The sequence below is a fragment of the Lapidilactobacillus mulanensis genome (genome assembly GCF_003946215.1).
GTDB lineage: Bacteria > Bacillota > Bacilli > Lactobacillales > Lactobacillaceae > Lapidilactobacillus > Lapidilactobacillus mulanensis.
In genome coordinates this window covers 12,342-33,799 of the sequence record NZ_RHOW01000025.1, presented here as the reverse complement: position 1 = coordinate 33,799, position 21,458 = coordinate 12,342, and the positions used below count along the sequence as shown (strand labels likewise).

19 protein-coding genes are annotated in these 21,458 nt (G+C 42.0%); 12 read left to right on the top strand and 7 right to left on the bottom strand.

Annotation, left to right across the window (positions count from 1 at the left end; genetic code table 11):
• Nucleotides 1-101: 101 nt before the first annotated feature.
• From EKM67_RS07210 to rlmD, 3 genes are read right to left on the bottom strand one after another with little or no spacing between them, the layout of a single operon-like run.
• A complete protein-coding gene (locus EKM67_RS07210) occupies nucleotides 102-584 on the bottom strand; it encodes a nucleoside 2-deoxyribosyltransferase (protein ID WP_125578361.1) in 483 nt (160 codons plus the stop codon).
• 26 nt (nucleotides 585-610) lie between these two features.
• Entirely contained in the window at nucleotides 611-1,411 is an 801-nt protein-coding gene (locus EKM67_RS07205; protein ID WP_125578360.1) for a DUF975 family protein, read from the bottom strand.
• Nucleotides 1,412-1,426: 15 nt separating this feature from the next.
• Nucleotides 1,427-2,815 (bottom strand): 23S rRNA (uracil(1939)-C(5))-methyltransferase RlmD, encoded by a 1,389-nt coding sequence (rlmD, locus tag EKM67_RS07200; protein WP_125578359.1) that lies wholly within the window; start codon nucleotides 2,813-2,815, stop codon nucleotides 1,427-1,429.
• 87 nt (nucleotides 2,816-2,902) lie between these two features.
• On the opposite strand from rlmD, the gene recX reads away from it, so the two are divergent.
• From recX to EKM67_RS07155, 9 genes are all read left to right on the top strand, one after another.
• Nucleotides 2,903-3,697: a recombination regulator RecX gene (gene recX, locus EKM67_RS07195; RefSeq protein ID WP_125578358.1), complete on the top strand. Its 795-nt coding sequence runs from the start codon at nucleotides 2,903-2,905 to the stop codon at nucleotides 3,695-3,697.
• A gap of 849 nt (nucleotides 3,698-4,546) precedes the next feature.
• On the top strand, nucleotides 4,547-5,086 hold the full coding sequence (gene ntdP / locus EKM67_RS07190; protein WP_125578357.1) for a nucleoside tri-diphosphate phosphatase: 540 nt from the start codon (nucleotides 4,547-4,549) through the stop codon (nucleotides 5,084-5,086).
• Nucleotides 5,087-5,502: 416 nt separating this feature from the next.
• Nucleotides 5,503-6,315, top strand: coding sequence for a DNA/RNA non-specific endonuclease (locus EKM67_RS07185; RefSeq protein WP_125578356.1), 813 nt, complete (start codon nucleotides 5,503-5,505; stop codon nucleotides 6,313-6,315).
• An 11-nt stretch (nucleotides 6,316-6,326) separates the two neighbouring features.
• The gene (locus EKM67_RS07180; protein WP_125578355.1) at nucleotides 6,327-6,851 is read left to right on the top strand and encodes a hypothetical protein; all 525 of its coding nucleotides are present in this window, start codon (nucleotides 6,327-6,329) and stop codon (nucleotides 6,849-6,851) included.
• Between the two features lie 58 nt (nucleotides 6,852-6,909).
• On the top strand, nucleotides 6,910-7,725 hold the full coding sequence (locus tag EKM67_RS07175) for a Cof-type HAD-IIB family hydrolase (RefSeq protein WP_125578354.1): 816 nt from the start codon (nucleotides 6,910-6,912) through the stop codon (nucleotides 7,723-7,725).
• A gap of 217 nt (nucleotides 7,726-7,942) precedes the next feature.
• Nucleotides 7,943-9,040: an alanine dehydrogenase gene (ald, locus tag EKM67_RS07170; protein WP_125578353.1), complete on the top strand. Its 1,098-nt coding sequence runs from the start codon at nucleotides 7,943-7,945 to the stop codon at nucleotides 9,038-9,040.
• A gap of 214 nt (nucleotides 9,041-9,254) precedes the next feature.
• On the top strand, nucleotides 9,255-9,974 hold the full coding sequence (locus tag EKM67_RS07165) for a GntR family transcriptional regulator (RefSeq protein WP_125578352.1): 720 nt from the start codon (nucleotides 9,255-9,257) through the stop codon (nucleotides 9,972-9,974).
• A gap of 342 nt (nucleotides 9,975-10,316) precedes the next feature.
• Complete coding sequence (locus EKM67_RS07160) at nucleotides 10,317-11,639, top strand: PTS sugar transporter subunit IIC (RefSeq protein ID WP_125578351.1); 1,323 nt, start codon at nucleotides 10,317-10,319, stop codon at nucleotides 11,637-11,639.
• Between the two features lie 55 nt (nucleotides 11,640-11,694).
• Nucleotides 11,695-12,345, top strand: a complete 651-nt coding sequence (locus tag EKM67_RS07155; RefSeq protein ID WP_125578350.1) for a GDSL-type esterase/lipase family protein — start codon at nucleotides 11,695-11,697, stop codon at nucleotides 12,343-12,345.
• Nucleotides 12,346-12,420: 75 nt separating this feature from the next.
• Here EKM67_RS07155 and EKM67_RS07150 read toward each other — a convergent pair whose 3' ends face one another.
• Together EKM67_RS07150 and EKM67_RS07145 are read right to left on the bottom strand one after the other, a co-directional pair.
• Nucleotides 12,421-12,888 (bottom strand): hypothetical protein, encoded by a 468-nt coding sequence (locus EKM67_RS07150; RefSeq protein ID WP_125578349.1) that lies wholly within the window; start codon nucleotides 12,886-12,888, stop codon nucleotides 12,421-12,423.
• A gap of 32 nt (nucleotides 12,889-12,920) precedes the next feature.
• Nucleotides 12,921-13,364: a GNAT family N-acetyltransferase gene (locus EKM67_RS07145; RefSeq protein ID WP_125578348.1), complete on the bottom strand. Its 444-nt coding sequence runs from the start codon at nucleotides 13,362-13,364 to the stop codon at nucleotides 12,921-12,923.
• Between the two features lie 82 nt (nucleotides 13,365-13,446).
• On the opposite strand from EKM67_RS07145, the gene EKM67_RS07140 reads away from it, so the two are divergent.
• The 3 genes from EKM67_RS07140 to EKM67_RS07130 all read left to right on the top strand — a co-directional run bounded on the left by EKM67_RS07140 (nucleotide 13,447) and on the right by EKM67_RS07130 (nucleotide 17,829).
• Entirely contained in the window at nucleotides 13,447-14,610 is a 1,164-nt protein-coding gene (locus EKM67_RS07140) for an AI-2E family transporter (RefSeq protein ID WP_125578347.1), read from the top strand.
• 116 nt (nucleotides 14,611-14,726) lie between these two features.
• Nucleotides 14,727-16,082, top strand: a complete 1,356-nt coding sequence (locus tag EKM67_RS07135; protein WP_125578346.1) for a hemolysin family protein — start codon at nucleotides 14,727-14,729, stop codon at nucleotides 16,080-16,082.
• A 166-nt stretch (nucleotides 16,083-16,248) separates the two neighbouring features.
• Nucleotides 16,249-17,829 (top strand): peptide chain release factor 3, encoded by a 1,581-nt coding sequence (locus tag EKM67_RS07130; protein ID WP_125578345.1) that lies wholly within the window; start codon nucleotides 16,249-16,251, stop codon nucleotides 17,827-17,829.
• A 145-nt stretch (nucleotides 17,830-17,974) separates the two neighbouring features.
• Here EKM67_RS07130 and EKM67_RS07125 read toward each other — a convergent pair whose 3' ends face one another.
• Together EKM67_RS07125 and EKM67_RS07120 are read right to left on the bottom strand one after the other, a co-directional pair.
• Nucleotides 17,975-18,253, bottom strand: a complete 279-nt coding sequence (locus EKM67_RS07125; protein WP_125578344.1) for a DUF1827 family protein — start codon at nucleotides 18,251-18,253, stop codon at nucleotides 17,975-17,977.
• 885 nt (nucleotides 18,254-19,138) lie between these two features.
• Nucleotides 19,139-21,379, bottom strand: coding sequence for an ATP-dependent Clp protease ATP-binding subunit (locus EKM67_RS07120; RefSeq protein WP_125578343.1), 2,241 nt, complete (start codon nucleotides 21,377-21,379; stop codon nucleotides 19,139-19,141).
• Between the last annotated feature and the right edge of the window lie 79 nt (nucleotides 21,380-21,458).

Genomic DNA, 21,458 nt, shown 5'->3' with positions numbered 1-21,458 from the left:
AAAACTCCTTCCTAAGTGTACAAGCTTTGATTATTTGCTTGTCTACTTAAGTAGGAGTATAGCCTTCACTTTTAAAAGTGAACATCCTTTTTAGGTTGAAATTAATTTGAAGCAACAAATTTTGTGATTGCGGCTAACAAGTCGGGTTCATTATTATAAATGTCGCCATTAAGCTTGATCAGCCCAGTCGTGTAAAGGTTGAGATAGTGGAATTGATTTTCTGCGACTTCTGCTAAGGCTGCTAATTTTTTCTGATTCGTAAAACCTTGTTGACGTGAATCGGTGTATAGACCGAAGATAGGGATGTTCTTGGCATAAGCCACGCCGATTTCGCTAGCCACACCCGTGTCGATCACGGGGCCATCTAAAATGGCAATCATCAGATCACTCTTCAAGACTTCTTCGGTGTCGGCAGTTGCGATCATCTTCGAATCTGCATAAGCCTGCTTATCGTTGATTGTCGCATTTTCTTGTGGTAAATAAAGATCGATTTTTGACGATAGTGCGCGGATCTTGGCCACCAATTGGGCGTTATAGTTGAAATCGGCCTGAGAAAATAAGCCGTTAGCAAAATAGAAATGCATCAGAAAACTTCCTTCCAAATTTAAATTTAATATTCAGGAAAATCATTTTCGTTACTGGTTTGATGCGCATCATGTGCGACTAAATCGCTGTGCGAATAAATATTATCGTAAAAAGCAGCGAATGCAAGGTTGTGGTATGGATAGAAGTAAAGTCCCAGCAGACCACCTGTAAAGAGGATGCCTACGTACCAGAAGAAGAAACTCAATTCGAAAATAAATAAGTCGAATTTGTGACCGCGCATGAGCTGCCAGCTTAATTTCATCAGTTGGAAGTAACCTAGATTCTTGCCCTGGTCATAATAGAGCAGGTAAATAATTCTTAAAGCGTAACTCACTAGAATTCCAGGAATAACTAACAAAACCAAACCAATCATTTGGGCAATCGATGTGAGTAAGTACAACACAATAATGCCTAACAAATACTTGAAAGTGAATCCTTGAAAGGCTTTCTTGAAGGGGTGTTGTAAGACGTCATCTTTTGGTAATCGGAGCCATTCAAGTGAGGCGAAAGAAATACCAGAACCTATGAGGACTCCGATCAGGCCACTACCATATGAAGAAAAGTAGTTACCACCACCAGAAGCGGTGCCGTTACTAACGCTAGCCGTCGTTTTGGCTTCTTTGACCGCTTGATCGACTGTTTGCCGAAAACTCGCTGAAGTACCGTAGGCCCAGATCGCAACGAAAACGGCGATCCATAAAATGACCATCAGTAAGAACATACCGAGCATTGGTAACCAATTCAATGCGAAAGCCGTGCCGAAGTTTCCTTTCATGGTTGCTTTGGCGCGCTTTTTAATTTCTGGACGTGTTAAAAATGTATCCATCTTAATTTCTCCTTTCTATTTATCGGACAGGACTAATTTCACGACCGCTTCCACGCGTGCTGTTTGTGGGAACATGTCGATCATTTGTATTTTTTCAACGCGATAAGATCGGGTTAATTTGACCAGATTTTGTGCCAATGTCGATTCGTTACAGGAAATATAGATCAACGTTTTTGGCCGTGCTTCTAAAATTGTGTCCATTAATTTCGGTGCGAGGCCAACACGTGGTGGATCGACGATCATCGCCGAGAAGGTTTGACCGTCGGCTTGAAGTTTAGGTAATTCTGTTTCGACTTTGCCTAAGTGGTAAGTCGCGTTGGTGATGCGATTATGAACCGCGTTTTGTTTCGCATCGGCAACAGATTCGGGAATTTCTTCGATGCCGGTCACAGATTTAACTTTGCCCGCGAGCGTCAAGCCAATCGTGCCGACACCAGCGTAGGCATCGAGCAAAGTGTCACTAGGTTTAGGAGCGAGGAAATCAGCAACAACTTGATAGAGCTTTTCGGTTTGGGCAAGATCTAATTGGAAAAACGCCCGTGGTGAAAGTAAGAAGCGTAATTTACCGACTTGTTCCTCGAGATAATTTTCACCGGCCAACTGCCAAGTTTCATCGCCCCAGAATAAACCTCGTTTTGTTTGATTCAGATTTTGGAAAATGCCCGTGACTTCAGGAATTTTTTCGGCAATTGAAACGAGTAGGGCTTGTTTGTGCGGCATCTTTTTAGAATTGGTGATAAAAGTTAATTGGACTTGGTGATGAAGCTTGGATTCGCGCACGGCAACCGCTTTGATAATGCCAGAATTGGCAGTTGCATCGTAAACCGGCATGTCCAATTCAGTTAAAATCGGCAACAACCGACGTACGACACTTAAAGTTAATTCACTTTGTGTGGGCATTTCGGGTAAATCGACCAAGTTTTGCGTATTTGGTTGATAGAGACCACTAATTAATTTACCATCGGCGTCTTTTCCGATCGGGAATTGTGCTTTATTCCGATAATGCCACGGATTGTCTGCACCGATCGCAGGCAAGAATTCATAATGTTGATAGCCACGTGGTTTATATCGTTCTAAGGCTTGCTTGATCAAGTCATTCTTGTAGAAAACCTGTTGTGGATATTTGAGATGAGCCAATTCGAGCCCGCCAACTTCGCCAGCAATTGCGGGAGCGTCAGTGGCGCGTTGAGCAGAGCGATGGCGTAATTGGTGGATTTTACCGCGAATATAACGATCCGTGACTTGAGTGGCCTCAACGACGGCGACTTCGTCTGGTAATAAACCGGGCACAAATGTCACCTTGTGTTGGAAATAACCGATACCTTCGCCATTGATACCAATTTTTTTAGCTGTTAGTGGAAATCGTTGTCCAACTTCGACAACGACAGAGTTAGATTCTGTCATTAAATAACCTCATTTTCTGAATTCTCATGGTAGAATTGTCTTAAGTATAAATGATTTGCACGCCAATTGCGATGTTGGAGGTGGATAATGGTGGCAAAAATTACGAAAATTAGCGCGCAGAAACGCCCGGGCCGCTACAATATTTTTCTGGATGGCAAATACGCTTTTCCAGTTAGCGAAGATGTCTTGATGCAATTTGCTTTACAAAAAGATCTCGAAGTCGACGATAAGTTAAAACAAGCGCTGTTGGCGGCGGATGCCAATTCGCAAGCGAACCAATTGGCACTCAATTATTTGAGCTATCAATTGCGAACAATCAAAGAAATGAGAACTTATTTGCGTGAGCATGAAGTCAGTTCGGATGTTGCTGACGAAATCATCGAGCGCTTGGAGCTGCAGAATTATTTAGACGATGCGGAATATGCGAAGGCGTACGTGCGCACGAGTATGATTCTCCATTTGAAGGGACGCAATGTTATTCGTAACGAGTTGCGCCAAAAAGGCATTGCTCCCGACGAGATCGAGGATGCACTGGTATTATATGATTCAGAAACCGTGTTAGAAAATGGAACGAAACTCGCGCAACAAGTATGGAAACGTCAGCACAAATTTGCCCAACGTGTGCGTCAGCAAAAAGTCCGGCAAGCATTGCAACAAAAAGGGTTTACTGGTGATGAGATCACGATGATCTGGCAAGAGTTAGATTTGGGAGTGGACGAGGATGATGAGTCCGAGGCACTGGCGAATGCGGCAGAAAAGGCGATTCGGCGATATCAACCACTGACTGATCCGAAACAGGTGCAGAAATTTAAGCAAGCATTGGCACGAAAAGGCTTTGCATTTGATGCAATCAATCGTTGGTTGGAGGATCATCAGGAATAGGGCTTTGAACGGATGCAAACTTTGAAGGCTTATTTTGCGTGAGGTAGAATTTTGTTCGGTTCCGTCAGAACGCTCCAGAAAATAGTTGTGCCTCGCTGTGGGGATGACTTTAAGCCTTTGCAAAACCGGCAAAGTCTTAAAGATCACCCTTGTTCTAGCGGGACTTGGGTTTGGTGCGAAACTGAATTAATGATCAACTTATCCGAAACTATTTAATAAATAATTTGGTCCCGCAAGAACAATTTCACTGCGAGTCGCAACTTTTTCTTCCGCGTTCTGACTCATCTCGGCAGTTTTATAGTGGTTACTTCAAGTCAACGTCTAGTCCAGTGCGACTAGTTTGTACCGCACCTATCTTTTGCAGAAGACGAAAGGCGGACGAGATTATCGCTCAGACTTTATTGAAGAACTATTTAAAGTAAAGGCAACAATGTACATCATGCTTGAGGAACCCTGTTATTCAAATCCTTCACTTAAACAAAATACGTTTAGGCAGAAGTTGCGGAAGAAAATAGTGGGATTGCAGTGGTAATTTTGTTAATGAGCGGGTTTTGCGAATTTACAAAATGGGAAAATGTGAGATCCGGCGGTTTTCCGGAGCTCACATTTTAGGCGGAAAACTTTTGGCGATTTTCCAAAAGCTTGGAGCCGTCCCCACAGCAACCTCCCACTATTTTCTGGAGCAACTTCTGCCGAAGGTAGATATCATCGTAGCTAAAATTACGTTTTTTAAATCTCAAACCGACAATTAGGCATCATTCGAATGTAACAGTTTACTTTTTTTTAACACCCACTTTTGTTATAATGGTCAGGAATAGATCAGCATCATGAAAGTGGGTTAGATAATTGATGCAAGTTCCCAAAGAAGGGGACTATATTGCTATCCAAAGCTATAAGCATGACGGTAGTTTGCATCGAACTTGGAAAGAAACGATGGTCCTCAAAACGAGTGAGAATTCGTTAATCGGCTGCAACGACCATACCTTGGTCACTGAAGACGACGGCAGACGTTGGGTCACGCGCGAACCGGCAATTGTTTTTTTCCACAAGCATTATTGGTTTAATGTCATAGCGATGATCCGCGATAGTGGGGTCTCTTATTATTGCAACTTGGCGACACCTTATACATTGGATCGCGAAGCTTTAAAGTATATCGATTACGATTTAGATATCAAGGTTTTTCCAAACGGGGAGAAACGCTTGCTAGATGTCGATGAATATAAATCACATGGTGCGCAATGGCACTATTCTCCTGAGATCGATCATATTTTGAAAGAGAATGTTAAAGTTCTCGTGGATTGGATCAACAATGAGAAGGGACCATTTTCGCAGTCATACATCGATATTTGGTATCGTCGCTATCAAGAATTATCGCATCGTCGTGCTTAAATTTTGGGACGTTATATAGTTTCAGCTCGCTACGGCGGGCTTTTTTCATGCCAATCGATGGCAAATTATGTGGCTTCGACAAAATGAAGTGATTTATTTGAATATATGGACGGCGTTGTTCAGATCCTAGCCTAACCGAAATAGGTTTAGGCAGAAGTTGCGGAAGAAAATGGACTGATTGCAGTGACACTGGTGTTAATGAGCCGATTTTGCGAATTTACAGCAGGGGGCGTATTTGAGATCCTGTTTTCAGGAGCTCAAATCGTGCTCGAAGACAATTTGTTTTTTAATTGGCTGAGGGCTATCCCCCACAGCAAGTCAGTCCATTTTCTGGAGCAACTTCTGCCGAAGGTAGACAATTTTTTCAGACGCATATAAATTTTTTATCAATAAAATCATAAAAGAGGTAAATCTTCATGGCCAAAAGACGGCGAAGTCGTAAAAAACAACTGAGTTTGCCTGCCGTATTAATTGTGATCATCGCGGCAGCAATCGGATTATTAGCGCGCGACCCCAGCAATTATCAAACACAAAATTCAAATAGCAGCAGTACGAATTCGAGTGCACTCACTAGTAGCCAAGTTGCCCAAGAAGCGCCGACAGCTGATGGACAGACACAAACCGATGCGAATAGTAGTCAGAGTAAATTGGCCGAGCTCACTTTCGACCAGCAACAAATTATTGCCGTCAATAATAACAAGCCGACTTTTTCAGCGAGTGATCTGAGTTTCTCGCGTGGCAGTTGGGATCGTTATTCTGATCTTGATTCATTGAATCGGGTTGGTGTTGCCGATGCGATGTTGGGACGCGATATTATGCCGACGGCGGATCGCGAGCGTCTATATATTGAGCCGACTGGCTGGCAAAATCGCAAAATAACAATCAATGGGCACTCCGATTATTTGTACAATCGTTGTCATTTGATTGGCTACCAATTGACTGGTCAGAATAATAATGCCAAAAATTTAATGACTGGCACGCGTTCTTTGAACGATCCGGGGATGACTTACTATGAAAATACAGTTGCACAATATTTGAAGCAGACGACGCATCACGTGCGCTATCAAGTGCGACCGATTTTTCGCGGTGATGAATTAGTCGCTCGGGGAATTCAAATGATGGCACAATCGGTTGAAGATGATAAAATTAGTTTTAATGTCTATATTTTCAACATCCAAACGAATTATGTAATTGATTATCAAACTGGCAACAGTTCAAATGCAAAATAGGAGATGGCAAGATGAGTGTTGTAAAAGTTCCAGCGATGAAAATTATTGGGCAGGTCGCGCTGGCAAATACGATCGATGTGAATGGTAGTTTCTATAGCACGTGGCAAGATTTTCAGGATAGTGAAAAAGCGGCGCAGGTTGACCAACAATTATTGGAGACGGTCGGTGAAACGAATCGTGTCGGTCTCGTCGTTTATGCACCAGAAAGTTATCAATATTGGACAGGTGTTGCGGTGCCAGCTGATTTTGAAGTACCCGCGAAATGGCATGCTTTCGATTTGCCAGCAGGTTCGGCGTTCATGATGGCGGCAACCAGACCGGAATTTTTACCACAACTGCCGCTCAATTTCACGTTAGAAAAGGTTTTTGATCAGGCTGCAAAGGAAGAAGTTGCCTTGCCCAAGAGTTTAGGGCATTCAGAACAACCATATTTTTTGGAAAAATTGACGTTCAAAGAAATTGATGCGGTTGAACAGCAACAATATTATGTCTACATCAGTCCAGAAATCGAAGCACTGGAAGACGATTTGAATTAAATGAAGCCAATTTTGCACATGGTATTTTTAAAAACGTTCTAACTGGAGGGTCTCATAAATGTCAATCAAATTAGTCGCAATCGATATTGATGACACGCTATTGAATTCAAACCATCAGCTATTAGCGTCAACGAAAACCAGCATCCAGCAGGCACTAGCAGCTGGCGTGAAAGTCGTTTTGTGTTCTGGTCGCCCGCTGGCGGGGGTCAAGCCGTTTTTGGACGAGTTGGGAATTGAGGGTGATCAGCAATATGTGATCACTTTTAACGGTAGTGTCATTGAGTCCGTGAGCGGACAAGTGTTGGCGCAATCTGGCATCTCGCGCGAGACTTATCAGGCCATCGACGATTATTCGCAGAAATATCATTTGAGTTACAACGTGTTGGATAGTCAGAGTCGCATTTATACGAGCAATCTGGAAGTTGACCCGATCACAGTGATACAAGCTCGGGAAAATGAGGCCGGTGTTTTCATTCGTAAACCCGCGGAATTACCAGCTGATGTGACTTTGATCAAGGCGGTTTTCGGCGGTACGGCGGTGGAATTAGATCAGAACGAAACGCGAGTGCAACAGATGTTTGGTAAAACTAATTATGTTGTGCGCGCCGCCGCTCGCTTCTTGGAAGTCATGCATCGAGATGTGAATAAAGGGAAAGCTCTAGCAAGATTAGCAGCCGTGCTAAATCTTGAAGCCTCTGAAATTATGGCGATCGGTGATGAGCAGAATGATATCACGATGTTTGACTACGCCGGAACCGCCGTTGTAATGGCGAATGGTTCAGAGCTGGCAAAAAAGCATGCCGATTTTGAGACTCGCAGCAACGATGAGGATGGAATCGCGTTTGCCCTCGAGAAATATATAACGCAAGCGTAGTTGTAAAATTAAAAAGTGAATTAAAATTCAAAATAACCGAGCTAAATTGTGGCTAACGGTTATTTTTTATTCATAAAATCAGTTTTATCATGTAAATCGGGAATTAATCAAACTATTAAATCCAAATGATGTTTTAAATGCAATTGATCAAAAAATAGCATTATGATAATAAAAATGGTCACATTGTGGTAGTATTTAGTATAGGAGGCGTATGTCTATGCAAATTGGTGTACCCAAGGAAATTAAAAATCATGAAAACCGAGTTGGTATTACGCCAGCTGGTGTGAGTATTTTAGTTAAGAATCATCATCGCGTGTTGGTTGAAGCTGACGCCGGGAAAAGTGCGGCTTATTTAGACGAGGCCTACGAAAAGGCTGGTGCGGTGATCAGTTCGCCCGCTGAAATTTGGCAGAGTGACATGGTCATGAAAGTGAAAGAACCATTGCCAGAAGAGTATCATTATTTTTGGCCGGGTTTAATTTTATATACGTATTTACATTTAGCGGCCAATCGGCAATTAGCCGAGAAACTGTTAGCTGAAAAAGTGACGGCCATTGGCTACGAGACGATGCAGGCGGCCGATGGGAGTTTGCCGGCGCTGAATCCGATGAGTGAAGTTGCCGGACGGATGGCTGTTTTGATCGGTGCGCAATTTTTGCAGCAACAATACGGTGGAAAGGGAATTCTACTCAGTGGTGTTCCTGGCGTTCGTAAAAGTCGCGTGACGGTGATCGGCGGTGGCGTGGTTGGTTTTAATGCCGCGAAAACCGCGCTCGGGTTAGGTGCGCAAGTGACGCTGTTAGATATTAATGCGCGTGTGCTTGCCAATATCGATAATCAGTTTGACGGCAATGTTCAAACGCTGTATTCAAATTCCGCCAACATTGCGACTTCAGTTCGCTCTGCAGACCTGGTCATTGGTGCCGTTCTGATTCCAGGCGCCAAAGCCCCAATTCTGGTGTCGGAGGAAATGGTCGCGTCGATGGAACCGGGTTCTGTTTTGGTCGATATTCCGATCGATCAAGGTGGAATTTTTGAAACAACGGATCATGCGACAACGTTCGACGATCCGATTTATATTCGCCATGGTGTTGTGCACTATGCCGTGGCCAATGTACCTGGCGCAGTGCCGAAGACGGCCACAGACGCACTGACGAGTGTGACGATCAATTATGCGGCAGAGATCGCAAACGCAGGCGTGTTAGCGGCGGTTGATAAAAATAAAACGATCGCAAGTGGCTTGAATATTTATGAAGGTCAAGTGACCGACCGAGCAGTAGCAAAGAGTTTGAATTTAGATTTCCACGCAATTTAATTTAAAATTGATTCTAGAGCTGTGTTGACGTTGATTGTTAACACTGCTTTTTATTTGCAAATTTTAATCTTTTATCTGAAGCGTAGCGAAAATGTATCCTGACTTCCGCTGTGCGTTGCAAAATTTCGTGGTAGCATGTAGAAAGAAATATTGATGACTGTTTGAAAATGAAGTTCAAATGGATATGAAAAAATGAATATCAGAGGATTGAACCATGTCGGAACCGAAATATGTACAAATTATTGAAGTAATTAAACAAAGAATCAAGGAGGATATTTATTTACCTGGGGAGATGTTGCCTAATCAGAATGATTTGGCAACAGAACTAGGTGTCAGTCGAATGACTGTCAAGAAATCTTTAGATATTCTAGGGAAGGATGGCTATGTTTATTCCAAACGAGGCGCCGGGACTGTTGTTCGCAAGCGAATGGCTCATAAGCTGAATTCACTACCGATCGGTGGATATGATGGATTGAGTAAGGAGCTTGGCGGACCAGTAACAAGTCAGGTGATTAAATTTGCGATTCATTTTCCTTCGCTAGAGGTGCAACAGGCGCTAGAACTAGATAAGAATGATCCAGTATATGAAATCCGCAGATTGCGTATTGTAAACGGTCAGCCTTATGGGTTGGAACATACTTTCCTGCCTTTAAAAATCATTCCCGATTTAAATTCCGATATTTTTTTAGGATCTTTTTATCAATTCTTGCATCACGATCGAAAGCTTGAAATCGGCGGCGCCCAACGCTCATTATCAGCAGAAAAAGCAGATGGCTATGATCAAAAGTATTTGAAATCTTATCCAACCGATCCGATACTGCAAGTGAAACAAATTGTCTATCTTAAAGACGGACGCCCTTTTGAAATATCCATTAATCGCCATCCATATGCACAACATCACACATATACTTATTTAGACGTTAAACACAACTAGAATTTAATAATCTTTGAAAGCGTTAAATTTAATGTTTTTAAATGTATATACTTTTGACACGAAAAGTATTGATTATCTTGTGGACAGGCGTATATTAACTTTTGTATTCAGTTTTTCAAAAGCCAAATTAATTTTTCGGGAGGTTTAAGGTTGCTGATTTAGAATATAGCTATGTATTGATTGTGACGAGTTATGCGTATTTAATGGCTGTTACGCACAATTTACGTTCGCATCAGATTGATAACAGTTGAAAGCTTAAAATATTTTGCAACAAATAACTTGCAATTATCGATTTCATGACCAAAATTTTATTCAGAAATAACAAAGATGGAGATGATTTAAATGGAAAATTCCAAATTTGGCGAAAAGTTTACACAAATAGCTGTAAAACTTGGGAATCAAATTCATTTACGTACCTTGCGTGATGCATTTGCAACGATCATGCCACTATATATCTTGGCTGGCTTGGCGGTACTGCTTAATAATACGGTCTTTACATGGATTTTTAAGGGTGCAACCTTAGTTAGTGTACAGTATTGGGGAACATTGATTACTAATGCGACCTTAAATATTTCAGGACTACTGATTGCAGCCATGATTGGTTATCATCTGGCGCAGAATCGTCGATTTGATAATCCGCTAGCAGCAGTCTTAGTTTCAGTTTCATCATTGATCGTGATGATGCCTAACACGGTGTCCGTCACTCCCGATGGTGCTAAAAAAGCAGTAGACGTCTCATCAGTTCTAACTTTTACAAATCTTGGAACTGGTTCAATGTTCGCGGGTATTATCGTTGCTCTTTTAGCAACAGAATTGTTTATTCGAGTTTCATCATATAAACGGTTGCAGGTTAATCTCGGTGAAAATGTCCCACCTGCAGTTGGAAAATCCTTTAATGTCTTGATTCCAATTATTATTGTGGTTTCAGTCTTCGCAGTTGCCTCTGCATTACTTAATAATATTGCAGGTATGAATTTGATCAACTTGATCACAACTGCAATTCAAGAACCACTACGTCATATTGGTACTGGTTTATGGGGTGCCATCATTCTTTATTCACTTGGCAATATGTTGTGGTTATTCGGGATTCATCAGTCAGTTATCTACAGTTCAATTCTGGAGCCTTTGTTGATCATCAACATTACTCAAAATATCGCGGCATACAATAACGGACAAGCGATTCCTAACATTATTAACGTTTCACAGGTTGCATCATTTGGCTTGATTGGTGGTTCCGGGTCAACACTTTGCTTGTTACTGGCGACTTTCTTGGTTGGACGTAACTCAGTAACGCGTAGTGTTGGCAAGCTGGCAATTGCGCCTGGTATTTTCAACATTAATGAACCAGTTATCTTTGGCTACCCAATTGTATATAACCTTTCAATGGCAGTGCCATTTATTCTTGTGCCAGCACTTGGTATTTTTATTAGCTATGTAGCAACCGCTATTGGTTGGATGAGTCCCTGTGTTGTAATGGTGCCATGGACTACTCCAATCGGGCTAAGTGCATTTTTAGCAACCGCCGGTGATTGGCGAGCAGTTGTCGTCCAACTTGTTGTTTTTGTACTAGGCGTCTTGATTTACATGCCATTTGTTAAGATTAATGACAATGTATTGAAAGCACAAGCAAAATCGGATGCAGACGAAGCAGCCGTTAACGCTTAATTAACTATCTTTTGATTTAGTGAACCTGTAAAACGTAATCTAGTGAGGAATAGTAATGCGTGAAAATATGATTTATGATTCAAACCAATATCAATTACGGGATTATATTGTTGAACGAATCGCTGAAGTGATTGCCAATAATCGAAATTCAGTTCCAGGTGGTGTCGTTTTTTTCGGTGATTCTCTGACGCAATATTTAAATCTCGGGAAATTTTTCCCCGAATATAAAAATGCTTATAACTCAGGTGTGGTTGGTATTTCATCACATATGTTGTTACATTTTGTTGACGAGGGCGTCATCAAATATGCGCCCAAGACTGTTTTCTTGATGGTGGGAACAAATGATCTTGGTAACACCGTCATGGCTAGTCCGCGTGATATAGCACTCAATGTTAAGGAAATTGTTGAAATCATTCACTATAACTTGCCTGAATGTCAAATTAATCTTGTCAGCTGTATTCCGTGCGTAGAGAAGATTCACGGCTATCGAGCAAAAGGCGATGGTCTTCGCAGTAATGAGATCTTGCAGATGGTCCTTTCAGAATATCAGCGTGTGATTCCTTATGATTATGTCAAATTCATTAACGTCTTTCCTGAACTGCTTGATACCGATGGAAATGCAGTTGAACGCTATTATCGAGATGGATTACACATCAACGATGAAGGCTATCGGTTACTGGTTGATAAAGTTAAACAGCAACTTTAGTTAAATATAGTCAAAAAACTTCCGTGAATTTATTTTCACGGAAGTTTTTTGACGTTCAATTATTTTGATAATGTTCTATTTCTCGTCAACTGGTTCTCCCAGCTTCAATTGATCAAATGCGAAGTAGGCACCGATCATTGCAGAGACGAATAAACTGACGATCAGCCAACCTAGCGCAGTTCCGGTAATAAATTGTGGGGTGAATAATAATCGGCTCGCATAAATACCAACGATCGCTAAAATCATATCCAGCAACAGGTTAAGCGTCAATAAAATTTTGCTCGAATCGACGAAGAAGAAATGCATCAGATGACTCATGACGCTACTTTCATTTTGTGAGGCTAAAAGTTTCAAAGGTTTCTGAATGATGATCTTAAGCAGATTCATGAAAATCATACCGACGACCGCACCAACTAATAATCGCCAGCGACTCGACCAGTGGATGACCAACGCGTTATAAGCCGTGCCGATCAGAAGTATCGCCAGACCATAGGGGATGATGAATAGGAAAAGATAAGTAATAAATCGTTTGGCATTTGCCATGTTGATGACTCCTTTAAAAAAATCCAACTTGATTATTTGTGTGCCAAGTTCAGTTTCATTTCTCGATGCATAATTCCGGCGTCGAGAAATTGCTCGCGTGCGGTTAATTCAAAATTCAATTGTTTATAAAAAGGGATCGCAACTAATTGGGCGTCTAAAACTAAATAGGCAATTTTTTGTTCACGTGCGGTTGCAATGATAGCTTGTAAAAGTTCTGAACCATAACGATGATGGCGATATTCAGAGCGAGTTGCGACGCGTTGAATGTGCCAGCCGTTCTCGGGTGCGGATACAGTTCGCGCTGTCGTGACTGCCTGTTCATCAACGTAACCGACATAATTATCCGCGATTGGATCATTCTGATCGATCTCTAAACTTTCGGGAACCGCTTGTTCGCTGACGAAAACTTCTCGACGAATTTGTAAGGCATCTTGATATATCTGGCTATTGATTCCAATTTGGTGTTTAATATTCATTAAATAGAACCTACTTTTGACTGATTTGTTCTGAGCGTATTTACAATATAATTATAACTCAAAAGGTGTTTGGGGAGAAAAGATGATCAATAAATTTAAACAATCGAAACTATTTTTTTGGAGCATTCAATTATTAGTCATTGTAACCTTGATTTGGGTCCTAAGCAAAATTTCTTTTGTCCTCGGTCCCGTTCAAACGTTTGCGGCAACTTTATTCGGGCCGTTTTTATTTGCGGGCTTTTTATTTTATCTGATGAATCCCTTGATCAACTTTTTAGAAAAAATAAAAGTCAAACGCAGTTGGGGTATTTTGATTGCTTTTCTGCTATTGTTTGGCGTGATCATTGTGGCCATGAGTGCGCTGATTCCCAGCTTGACGACGCAGATCACCAATATTGTCAGCAACTTTCCTCAATTTGCCACTGACCTACAAAAGGGCATTCAAGATTTTCTTGCCAGTGACTGGGCGGACAAATATCATCTCGATGAAGTCGTGAAGCAACTGAATATCGAGCCGAAAACGATCCTAACAAATGTTTCGAAATACTTTAGCAATAATGTGGCGGATTTCGGCTCAGTGGTCAGTTCGATCGGTGGGATCGCTATCAGTGCTTTTACAGTGCCAGTGATTTTATTTTATTTCCTGAAGGATGGTAACAAATTAATTCCGAATGTACAACGTTTCTTCCCCGACAGATATCGTGAAGAAATCGCTGAATTGCTCCGTCAAATGAACCAGACGATTTCGACTTATTTTTCAGGGCAATTTTTAGACATGTTATTTGTGGGAACACTGACTTTTATCGGTTATTTGATTATTCAAATGCCTTACGCGTTATTGTTAGGTGTATTTGCAGGAATTTTGAACATCGTGCCATATTTAGGACCATGGTTAGGCGTTTTGCCGGCGTTGGTCGTTGCCTTGACGGTTTCGGTACCTAAAGCTGTGGCGGTGGCCATCGTGGTGATCATCGTTCAGCAGGTCGATAGTAATTTGTTATATCCCAATGTGATCGGCAAAACCTTACAGATTCATCCGTTGACGATCATCGTTTTGTTATTAGTTGCTGGAAATATGTTCGGTTTCGTCGGAATTGTGCTGGCAGTTCCTGGATATGCGGTCGCCAAGACGATTATTAAATATATTGTTTCGTTTTATAATTTGCGTAAACGAGCGCGTTCAGAAGCTGAAATCGTTGATCCAGACGGTTTTATCGACCCAAATTCAGGCGACGATAAAAAATAAAGTGTATGGAAAATATTTATTTTTATCACATTCAGCACTTCCGTATTGAAAGCGTCATTTGTGCTTGGTATAATTAGTCATTAGTAAACATAATTTGAAAGTGAGTTGGTTGATCGATGAGTGGTGACCCGGCCAGTAGTTCGTTGGGTGGACAGATAATTTTGATCGTCGTTTTAACGCTGATCAATGCTTTTTTTGCAGCGGCGGAAATGGCGATCGTCTCAGTGAACCGGACTAAAATAGAAACAGAAGCAGAGAATGGCGACAAGAAAGCTAAGGCCTTATTAGGCGTGATGAATGATTCAAGTGGGTTCTTGGCGACGATTCAAGTCGCCATCACCTTTGCTGGATTCCTATCATCTGCTAGTGCGGCAACTTCGATGGCTGGTTTATTAGCGCCGTTGTTTGGCGATGTTAGTTGGGCCGAGCAGGCTTCCGTTATTCTCATTACGGTTGTTTTGTCGTACATCTCACTTGTTTTTGGTGAGCTTTATCCGAAACAGATTGCGCTGGCCAAAGCCGAGCAACTCGCTAAAGCAAGTATTGGTCCGGTCAAGGCAGTTCGAGCTTTTCTACGTCCATTCGTTTGGTTATTATCCACATCAACTAATTTATTAGTGAAAATCACGCCCGTTGATCTGACCACGAACGATAGTCAGATGACGCGTGATGAGATGCTAGGTGTGATTGAAAAATCCCGCAAAACTGGTGTCATCGATCCAGATGAATACAGCATGTTGGAAGGCATTATTAATTTCAATGACAAAATGGCACGAGAAGTCATGGTGCCAAGAACCGACGCATTTATGATCGATATTAATGATCCAGATACTGAAAACATCGACTTGATCTTGAACCAACCGTATTCGCGAATCCCAGTCTACAAAGAAGACAAGGATATCATTGTCGGCATGCTGCATATCAAGAATATTTTGAAAACAGCGCGTGACAATGGCTTTGAAAAATTGAAGTTAGCAGATGTCATGTCTAAACCAATGTTTGTCCCTGAAACGATCACGATCGATGAATTGTTGCTAGAAATGCAACGAACTCATCAACAGATGGCTGTTTTATTGGATGAATATGGTGGCGTGGTCGGTTTAGCAACAATCGAAGATTTACTCGAGGAGATCGTCGGCGAAATCGATGATGAATCAGATTCGACGGAAACACTTTATTCGAAAATCAGCGACCGCAAATATGTGATCGCAGGTAAGATGCCACTATCAGATTTCAATGATCAATTTGATACCGAATTGGAAAATGATGACGTCGATACCATTGCTGGATTTGTGATTACGGAATTAGGCACGATCCCAACTAATGGTCAACATCTGAATGTTGTTTTAGAGAATGGTATGACTTTGACAACGGGTATGATGCAGAGCTCACGTTTGGAGAACGTCACCTTGACGCTTCCAGAACCAAAGGATCCAGATGAAAGCGAAGATAATGAAACAGATGAGGAATAGACGCATGTGAGTTAAATTTGCAATGGATTTAGGTTTTATAAACAGGTATGAGCAATATTCGCGACGATGACTTTTTACTTGTTGTCGGCGCGTTTTTATTGCGGTTGTTCGTTGGGTTCAGCGATAACGAACAATTAATGCACAGAGAAAGTTATGAGGGATTCAATTGGATAAAGATAAATTAAAACAAGAAGTTGCAAAACGACGCACATTTGCGATTATTTCTCACCCCGATGCGGGTAAAACAACCATCACCGAACAAATGTTGCTGTTTGGTGGCGTCATTCGCCAAGCCGGAACTGTTAAAGCCAAGAAGTCAGGAAACTTTGCAACGTCTGACTGGATGGAAATTGAAAAGAAACGTGGTATTTCCGTTACCAGTTCTGTCATGCAGTTTGATTTCGACGGCAAGCGCGTCAATATTTTGGATACGCCAGGGCATGAGGATTTCTCCGAGGATACTTATCGGACCCTGATGGCAGTGGATGCGGCCGTCATGGTGATCGATTCTGCCAAGGGTATCGAGCCACAAACGAAGAAGTTATTTAAAGTCGTTAAGCAACGTGGCATTCCTATTTTCACCTTCATGAATAAATTAGATCGTGACGGCCGCGAGCCACTGGATTTGATTGCCGAGCTAGAAGAGCTGTTAAATATTGAAGGCGTCGCGATGAATTGGCCGATGGGCATGGGCAAGGGTCTCAGGGGCCTCTATGATATGTACAGCCATCGGATCGAAACCTATCGTCCGCAGAATGAAGCGGAACGTTTCATTGCCCTTGATCCAGAAACAGGGGAGATCAATGGCGATGATCTGCTTAAAGAAGATACGATTTATCAGCAGACGCTTGATGACATCGATCTTTTGTCAGAGGCGGGTAATAAATTCGACCTTGACAAAATTGCGGCTGGTCAGCAGACGCCGGTTTATTTCGGCTCAGCTTTGACGAATTTTGGCGTTGAGAGTTTCTTGAAGAGTTTCTTGAGCATGGCACCAGCACCGTCTAGCCATGAGTTGTTGAATGAAACGACGTTGAGTGCAGAAGCACCAGAATTTTCTGGCTTTGTATTTAAGATTCAGGCGAATATGAATCCGGCTCATCGCGATCGAATTGCGTTCGTTCGGATTTGTTCTGGACAGTTCGAGAAGGATATGACCGTCAAATTAGCACGAACTGGCAAGGAATTAAGATTGAATAATGCCACCGAATTTATGTCAGCTCAGCGTGAACAAGTTGATTCCGCGGTTGCTGGGGATATTGTTGGCTTGTATGACACGGGTAATTTTCAGATCGGTGATAGTATTTACACCGGTAAAGAAACGATCGAGTTTGAAAAGTTGCCACAGTTTACACCAGAATTATTCGTTGAAGTCATGGCCAAAAACGTCATGAAGCAAAAATCGTTCCATAAAGGTATGCAGCAATTGGTCCAAGAGGGTGCCGTCCAATTGTACAAGACTTATACGACCGACGATTATATTCTCGGTGCAGTCGGTCAATTGCAGTTCGAAGTTTTCCAATACCGAATGTTACACGAATATAATTCGGAAGTTGTTATGAAGCCGATCGGCGCGCGCACGGCTCGCTGGATCGATCCTGAACAATTGGATCAACGGATGTCGTCGAGCCGTAACTTGTTGGTTAAAGACTTGCAAGGAAACCCACTCTTCTTATTTGAAAATCGATTCGCGGAGAATTGGTTCAAGGATAAATATCCGAAGGTTGAATTGACAGCAAAGCTCTAATTAGTAAATTTGCTCAATTAAGTTAAAAATAAATACCCGATTCACGAACTCAAATTGCCAAATGAGATTTTACATCTCGTTTAGAAATTTCAGTTCTGAATCGGGTATTTTTTGAGTTGAGAAAACAAAAAATTGCATCAACTCGTTATCCAGCTTTGATCGAAATCTCGGCAATGTTTTTACCATGGATCACTTCTGCTTGCTGCAATGTTGCGGCGGTTAGTTCCTTGATGGCAAATTCGATTTCATCATTGCGAATATTGCGGTGTTCACTTTTTAACAGGATTTCTTCATGTGCCGGGGCTTTGGTAAAGACGACGATAATATTGCCTAACGAATAAACTTTGACTAGGTTAGCGTCGGTTCCTGAAAGTTGGCTTTGAACGAGTTTGCTAAAGTTGTTGGTGACGTCAAAAAGTCGCATCTTATCACTCCCATAATTATTTAGTTGTAGTCTAATTATAAAATAAAATGTTCGTTTTTGACAATGAGAAGTCTTGAAACCGGTCACATTTATTTTTAAACTTGAAAAGCTGGTTGGAATGTTAAAAATCTTGTCTACCTTCGGCAGAAGTTGCTCCAGAAAATAGTGGGAAATTGCTGTGGGGACGGCTGCAGGATTTCCAAAGTACGGAAATTCTTCCGCCTAAAATATGAGCTCTTCCAAAACCGGGAAGATCTCATATTTTCCCATTTTGTAAATTCGCGAAAACCGCTCATTAGCAAAATTACCACTGCAATCCCACTATTTTCTTCCGCAACTTCTGCCTAAACCTATTTCGTTTAGGCTAGGATTGGAATAACAGGGTTCCTCAAACTTGATTAACACTGTTGCCTTTACTTTAAATAGTTCTTCAAAAAAATCTGAACGATAACCGAGTCCGCCTTTCGTCTTCTAGAAATTAAAGTTGCGCTTAAAACTAGTCGCACAGGACTAGACGTTAACTAGAGTCACCACTATAAAGCCGCCAGGATGAGTCAGAACGCGGAAGAAAAAGTTGCGACTCGCAGTGAAATTGTTCTTGCGGGACCAAATTATTTATTAAACGTTCTTTAGATGAGTTGAGTAAGAATTCAGTTACCACTTAAACCCAAGTCCCGCTAGAACAAGGGTGATCTTCAAGACTTTTGCGCTTTTCAAAAGGCTTGAAGTCATCCCCACAGCGAGGCACAACTATTTTCTGGAGCGTTCTGACGGAACCAAACTAAATCCTACGGCATTTCAAATGAGCGTTCCAGATTAGTTTAAGCAAATACAAAAAAAGCATCACCGCTGAAACAAAGCGGTGATGCCCCAATAATTGGATCATTATTTATCTGTATCTGTTGAATCTTGCTTAACAGTTGCTGGTTGCGCATCTGATTTAGCAGCGACGATTTTAATCTCGCCACCATCGATCCGTGCTTCCAATTGTTTGTCAGTTGGATGATCGAGGTAGAAATCAGCAACGCGGTCTTCGATCTGTTCCTGAATGACCCGACGCAATGGTCGTGCACCCATGGCTGGATTGTAACCAAGATCAACGAGCTTGTTCTTAACGGGCTCAGTGACGTGGATGCTCAAACCTTTGTCGGCAATCATTTTATTAGTATCCGTGATCATCAAGTCGACAATTTGATTCAAGTTATCCTTCGTCAAAGAATTAAATTCGACGATGTCATCGAATCGGTTAAGAAATTCTGGCTTGAAGAAATCAGAGAGCTTGTTGATAACCGAGTGAGTTTTACCACTGGCAGCTGCACCGAAACCGACGTTTGCTTCGATATCACTTTGGCCGGCGTTAGAAGTCATGATGATGATGGTATCTTTGAATGAAACGGTTCGGCCTTGCGAATCGGTCAAACGGCCATCGTCCAAGATCTGTAGAAACATGTGCATGACATCTGGATGAGCTTTTTCAATTTCGTCGAGTAAAACTAAGCTGTATGGGTTACGACGAACTTTTTCAGTCAATTGACCAGCTTCTTCGTAACCAACATAGCCAGGAGGCGAACCAATCAACTTCGACACACTATGTTTCTCCATGTACTCACTCATGTCGAAACGAATCATCGAATCTTCAGAGCCAAATAATTCGAGTGCCAATTGCTTGGCCAATTCTGTTTTACCAACACCAGTAGGGCCGGTGAAAAGGAATGAACCGATTGGACGGCCGGATTTGTTGAAACCGATCCGGTTACGACGAATTGCGCGTGCAACCATGTTAACGGCATCTTTTTGGCCGATGACTTTGCGGTTCAAGTCTTCGCTCAATGTCTTCAATTGCGCTTGTTCTTGGGCACGTAACTCACCAACGGGAATGTGCGTCTTTTCTTCGACGACTTTTTCCATATCTTTTTCAGTGACTAATGGATGATCACCGTCGGCAGTTTCTTGCGTATTCTTCATCTTGTTGAGTTTTTCGATTTGATCGCGGAAATAAGCGGCACGTTCATAATCTTCTTGCTGTAAGGCTTCTTGCTTTTGAGATTCGGCCGATTTAATTTTGTCGTCGATCACTTTTGGATCCACATTGGTCAAAGTTAAATTCTTCTTCGAACCTGATTCATCGAGTAAGTCGATTGCCTTGTCAGGTAAAAAGCGATCTTGAATATAACGAGCCGAAAGATTAACGGCAGCCTTGATGGCGTCATCTGTGTATTTAACATGGTGATAATCTTCGTAACGAGGTTGTAAGCCTTGTAAAATCTTGACGGTTTCGTCGATGGTTGGCTCTTCAACGGTTACGGGTTGCAATCTACGTGCTAACGCAGAATCTTTTTCAATCGTCCGGTATTCATTCAATGTTGTGGCACCGACTAATTGCAGATCCCCACGAGCAAGTGCGGGTTTCAAAACGTTACCAGCATCCATACCACCTTCAGCATTACCTGCGCCGACGATTTCGTGGATTTCATCGATGAAGAGAATAATATTTGGATTCTTTTGTAATTCTTGAATTAATTGTTGCATCCGTTGTTCGAATTGGCCACGCACACCAGTACCTTGTACCAATGAAACGACATCTAAACGAATAACTTCTTTATTTTGTAATTTGGCGGGAACATCGCTGTTGGCAATTTTTTGGGCGAGGCCTTCAACGACCGCCGTCTTACCAACACCAGCTTCACCAATTAAAACGGGATTATTCTTTGTCCGCCGATTAAGAATTTCGATCACGCGGGCAATTTCTTCATCGCGACCGATGACTGGGTCGATCTTACCTTGACGCGCCTGATCGGTGAGGTTGACACCAAATTGAGCGAGGATGCCATTGCCGCGACGTCCACCGCGACCGCCTTGACCTTGTTGAGGCTTTTGACGTTCGGTAGGTTGCTGGAATTCAGCGGCGCCGTTTTGACCCTGAGCACCCATGGCTTTAAAAATATCATCTAAATTAGAAAATCCAAATGGATCTTGTGACATAGTTGAGGATTCACTCCCTTGAGCTACTTGATTTTTGAGTTTTTGATAACAGTTTTGACATAAATCGATTTCACGACGTTGACCATTTACAGTTGTATATAGATGAATCGTCGCTTCATTTTGTTGACAATTTTGACAAAGCATTGAATCACGCCTTTCTGAATATAATTATTTTTCGTGATTAATGGTCAGAAATAGTTTGACCTTTTCTGACCTATGATGA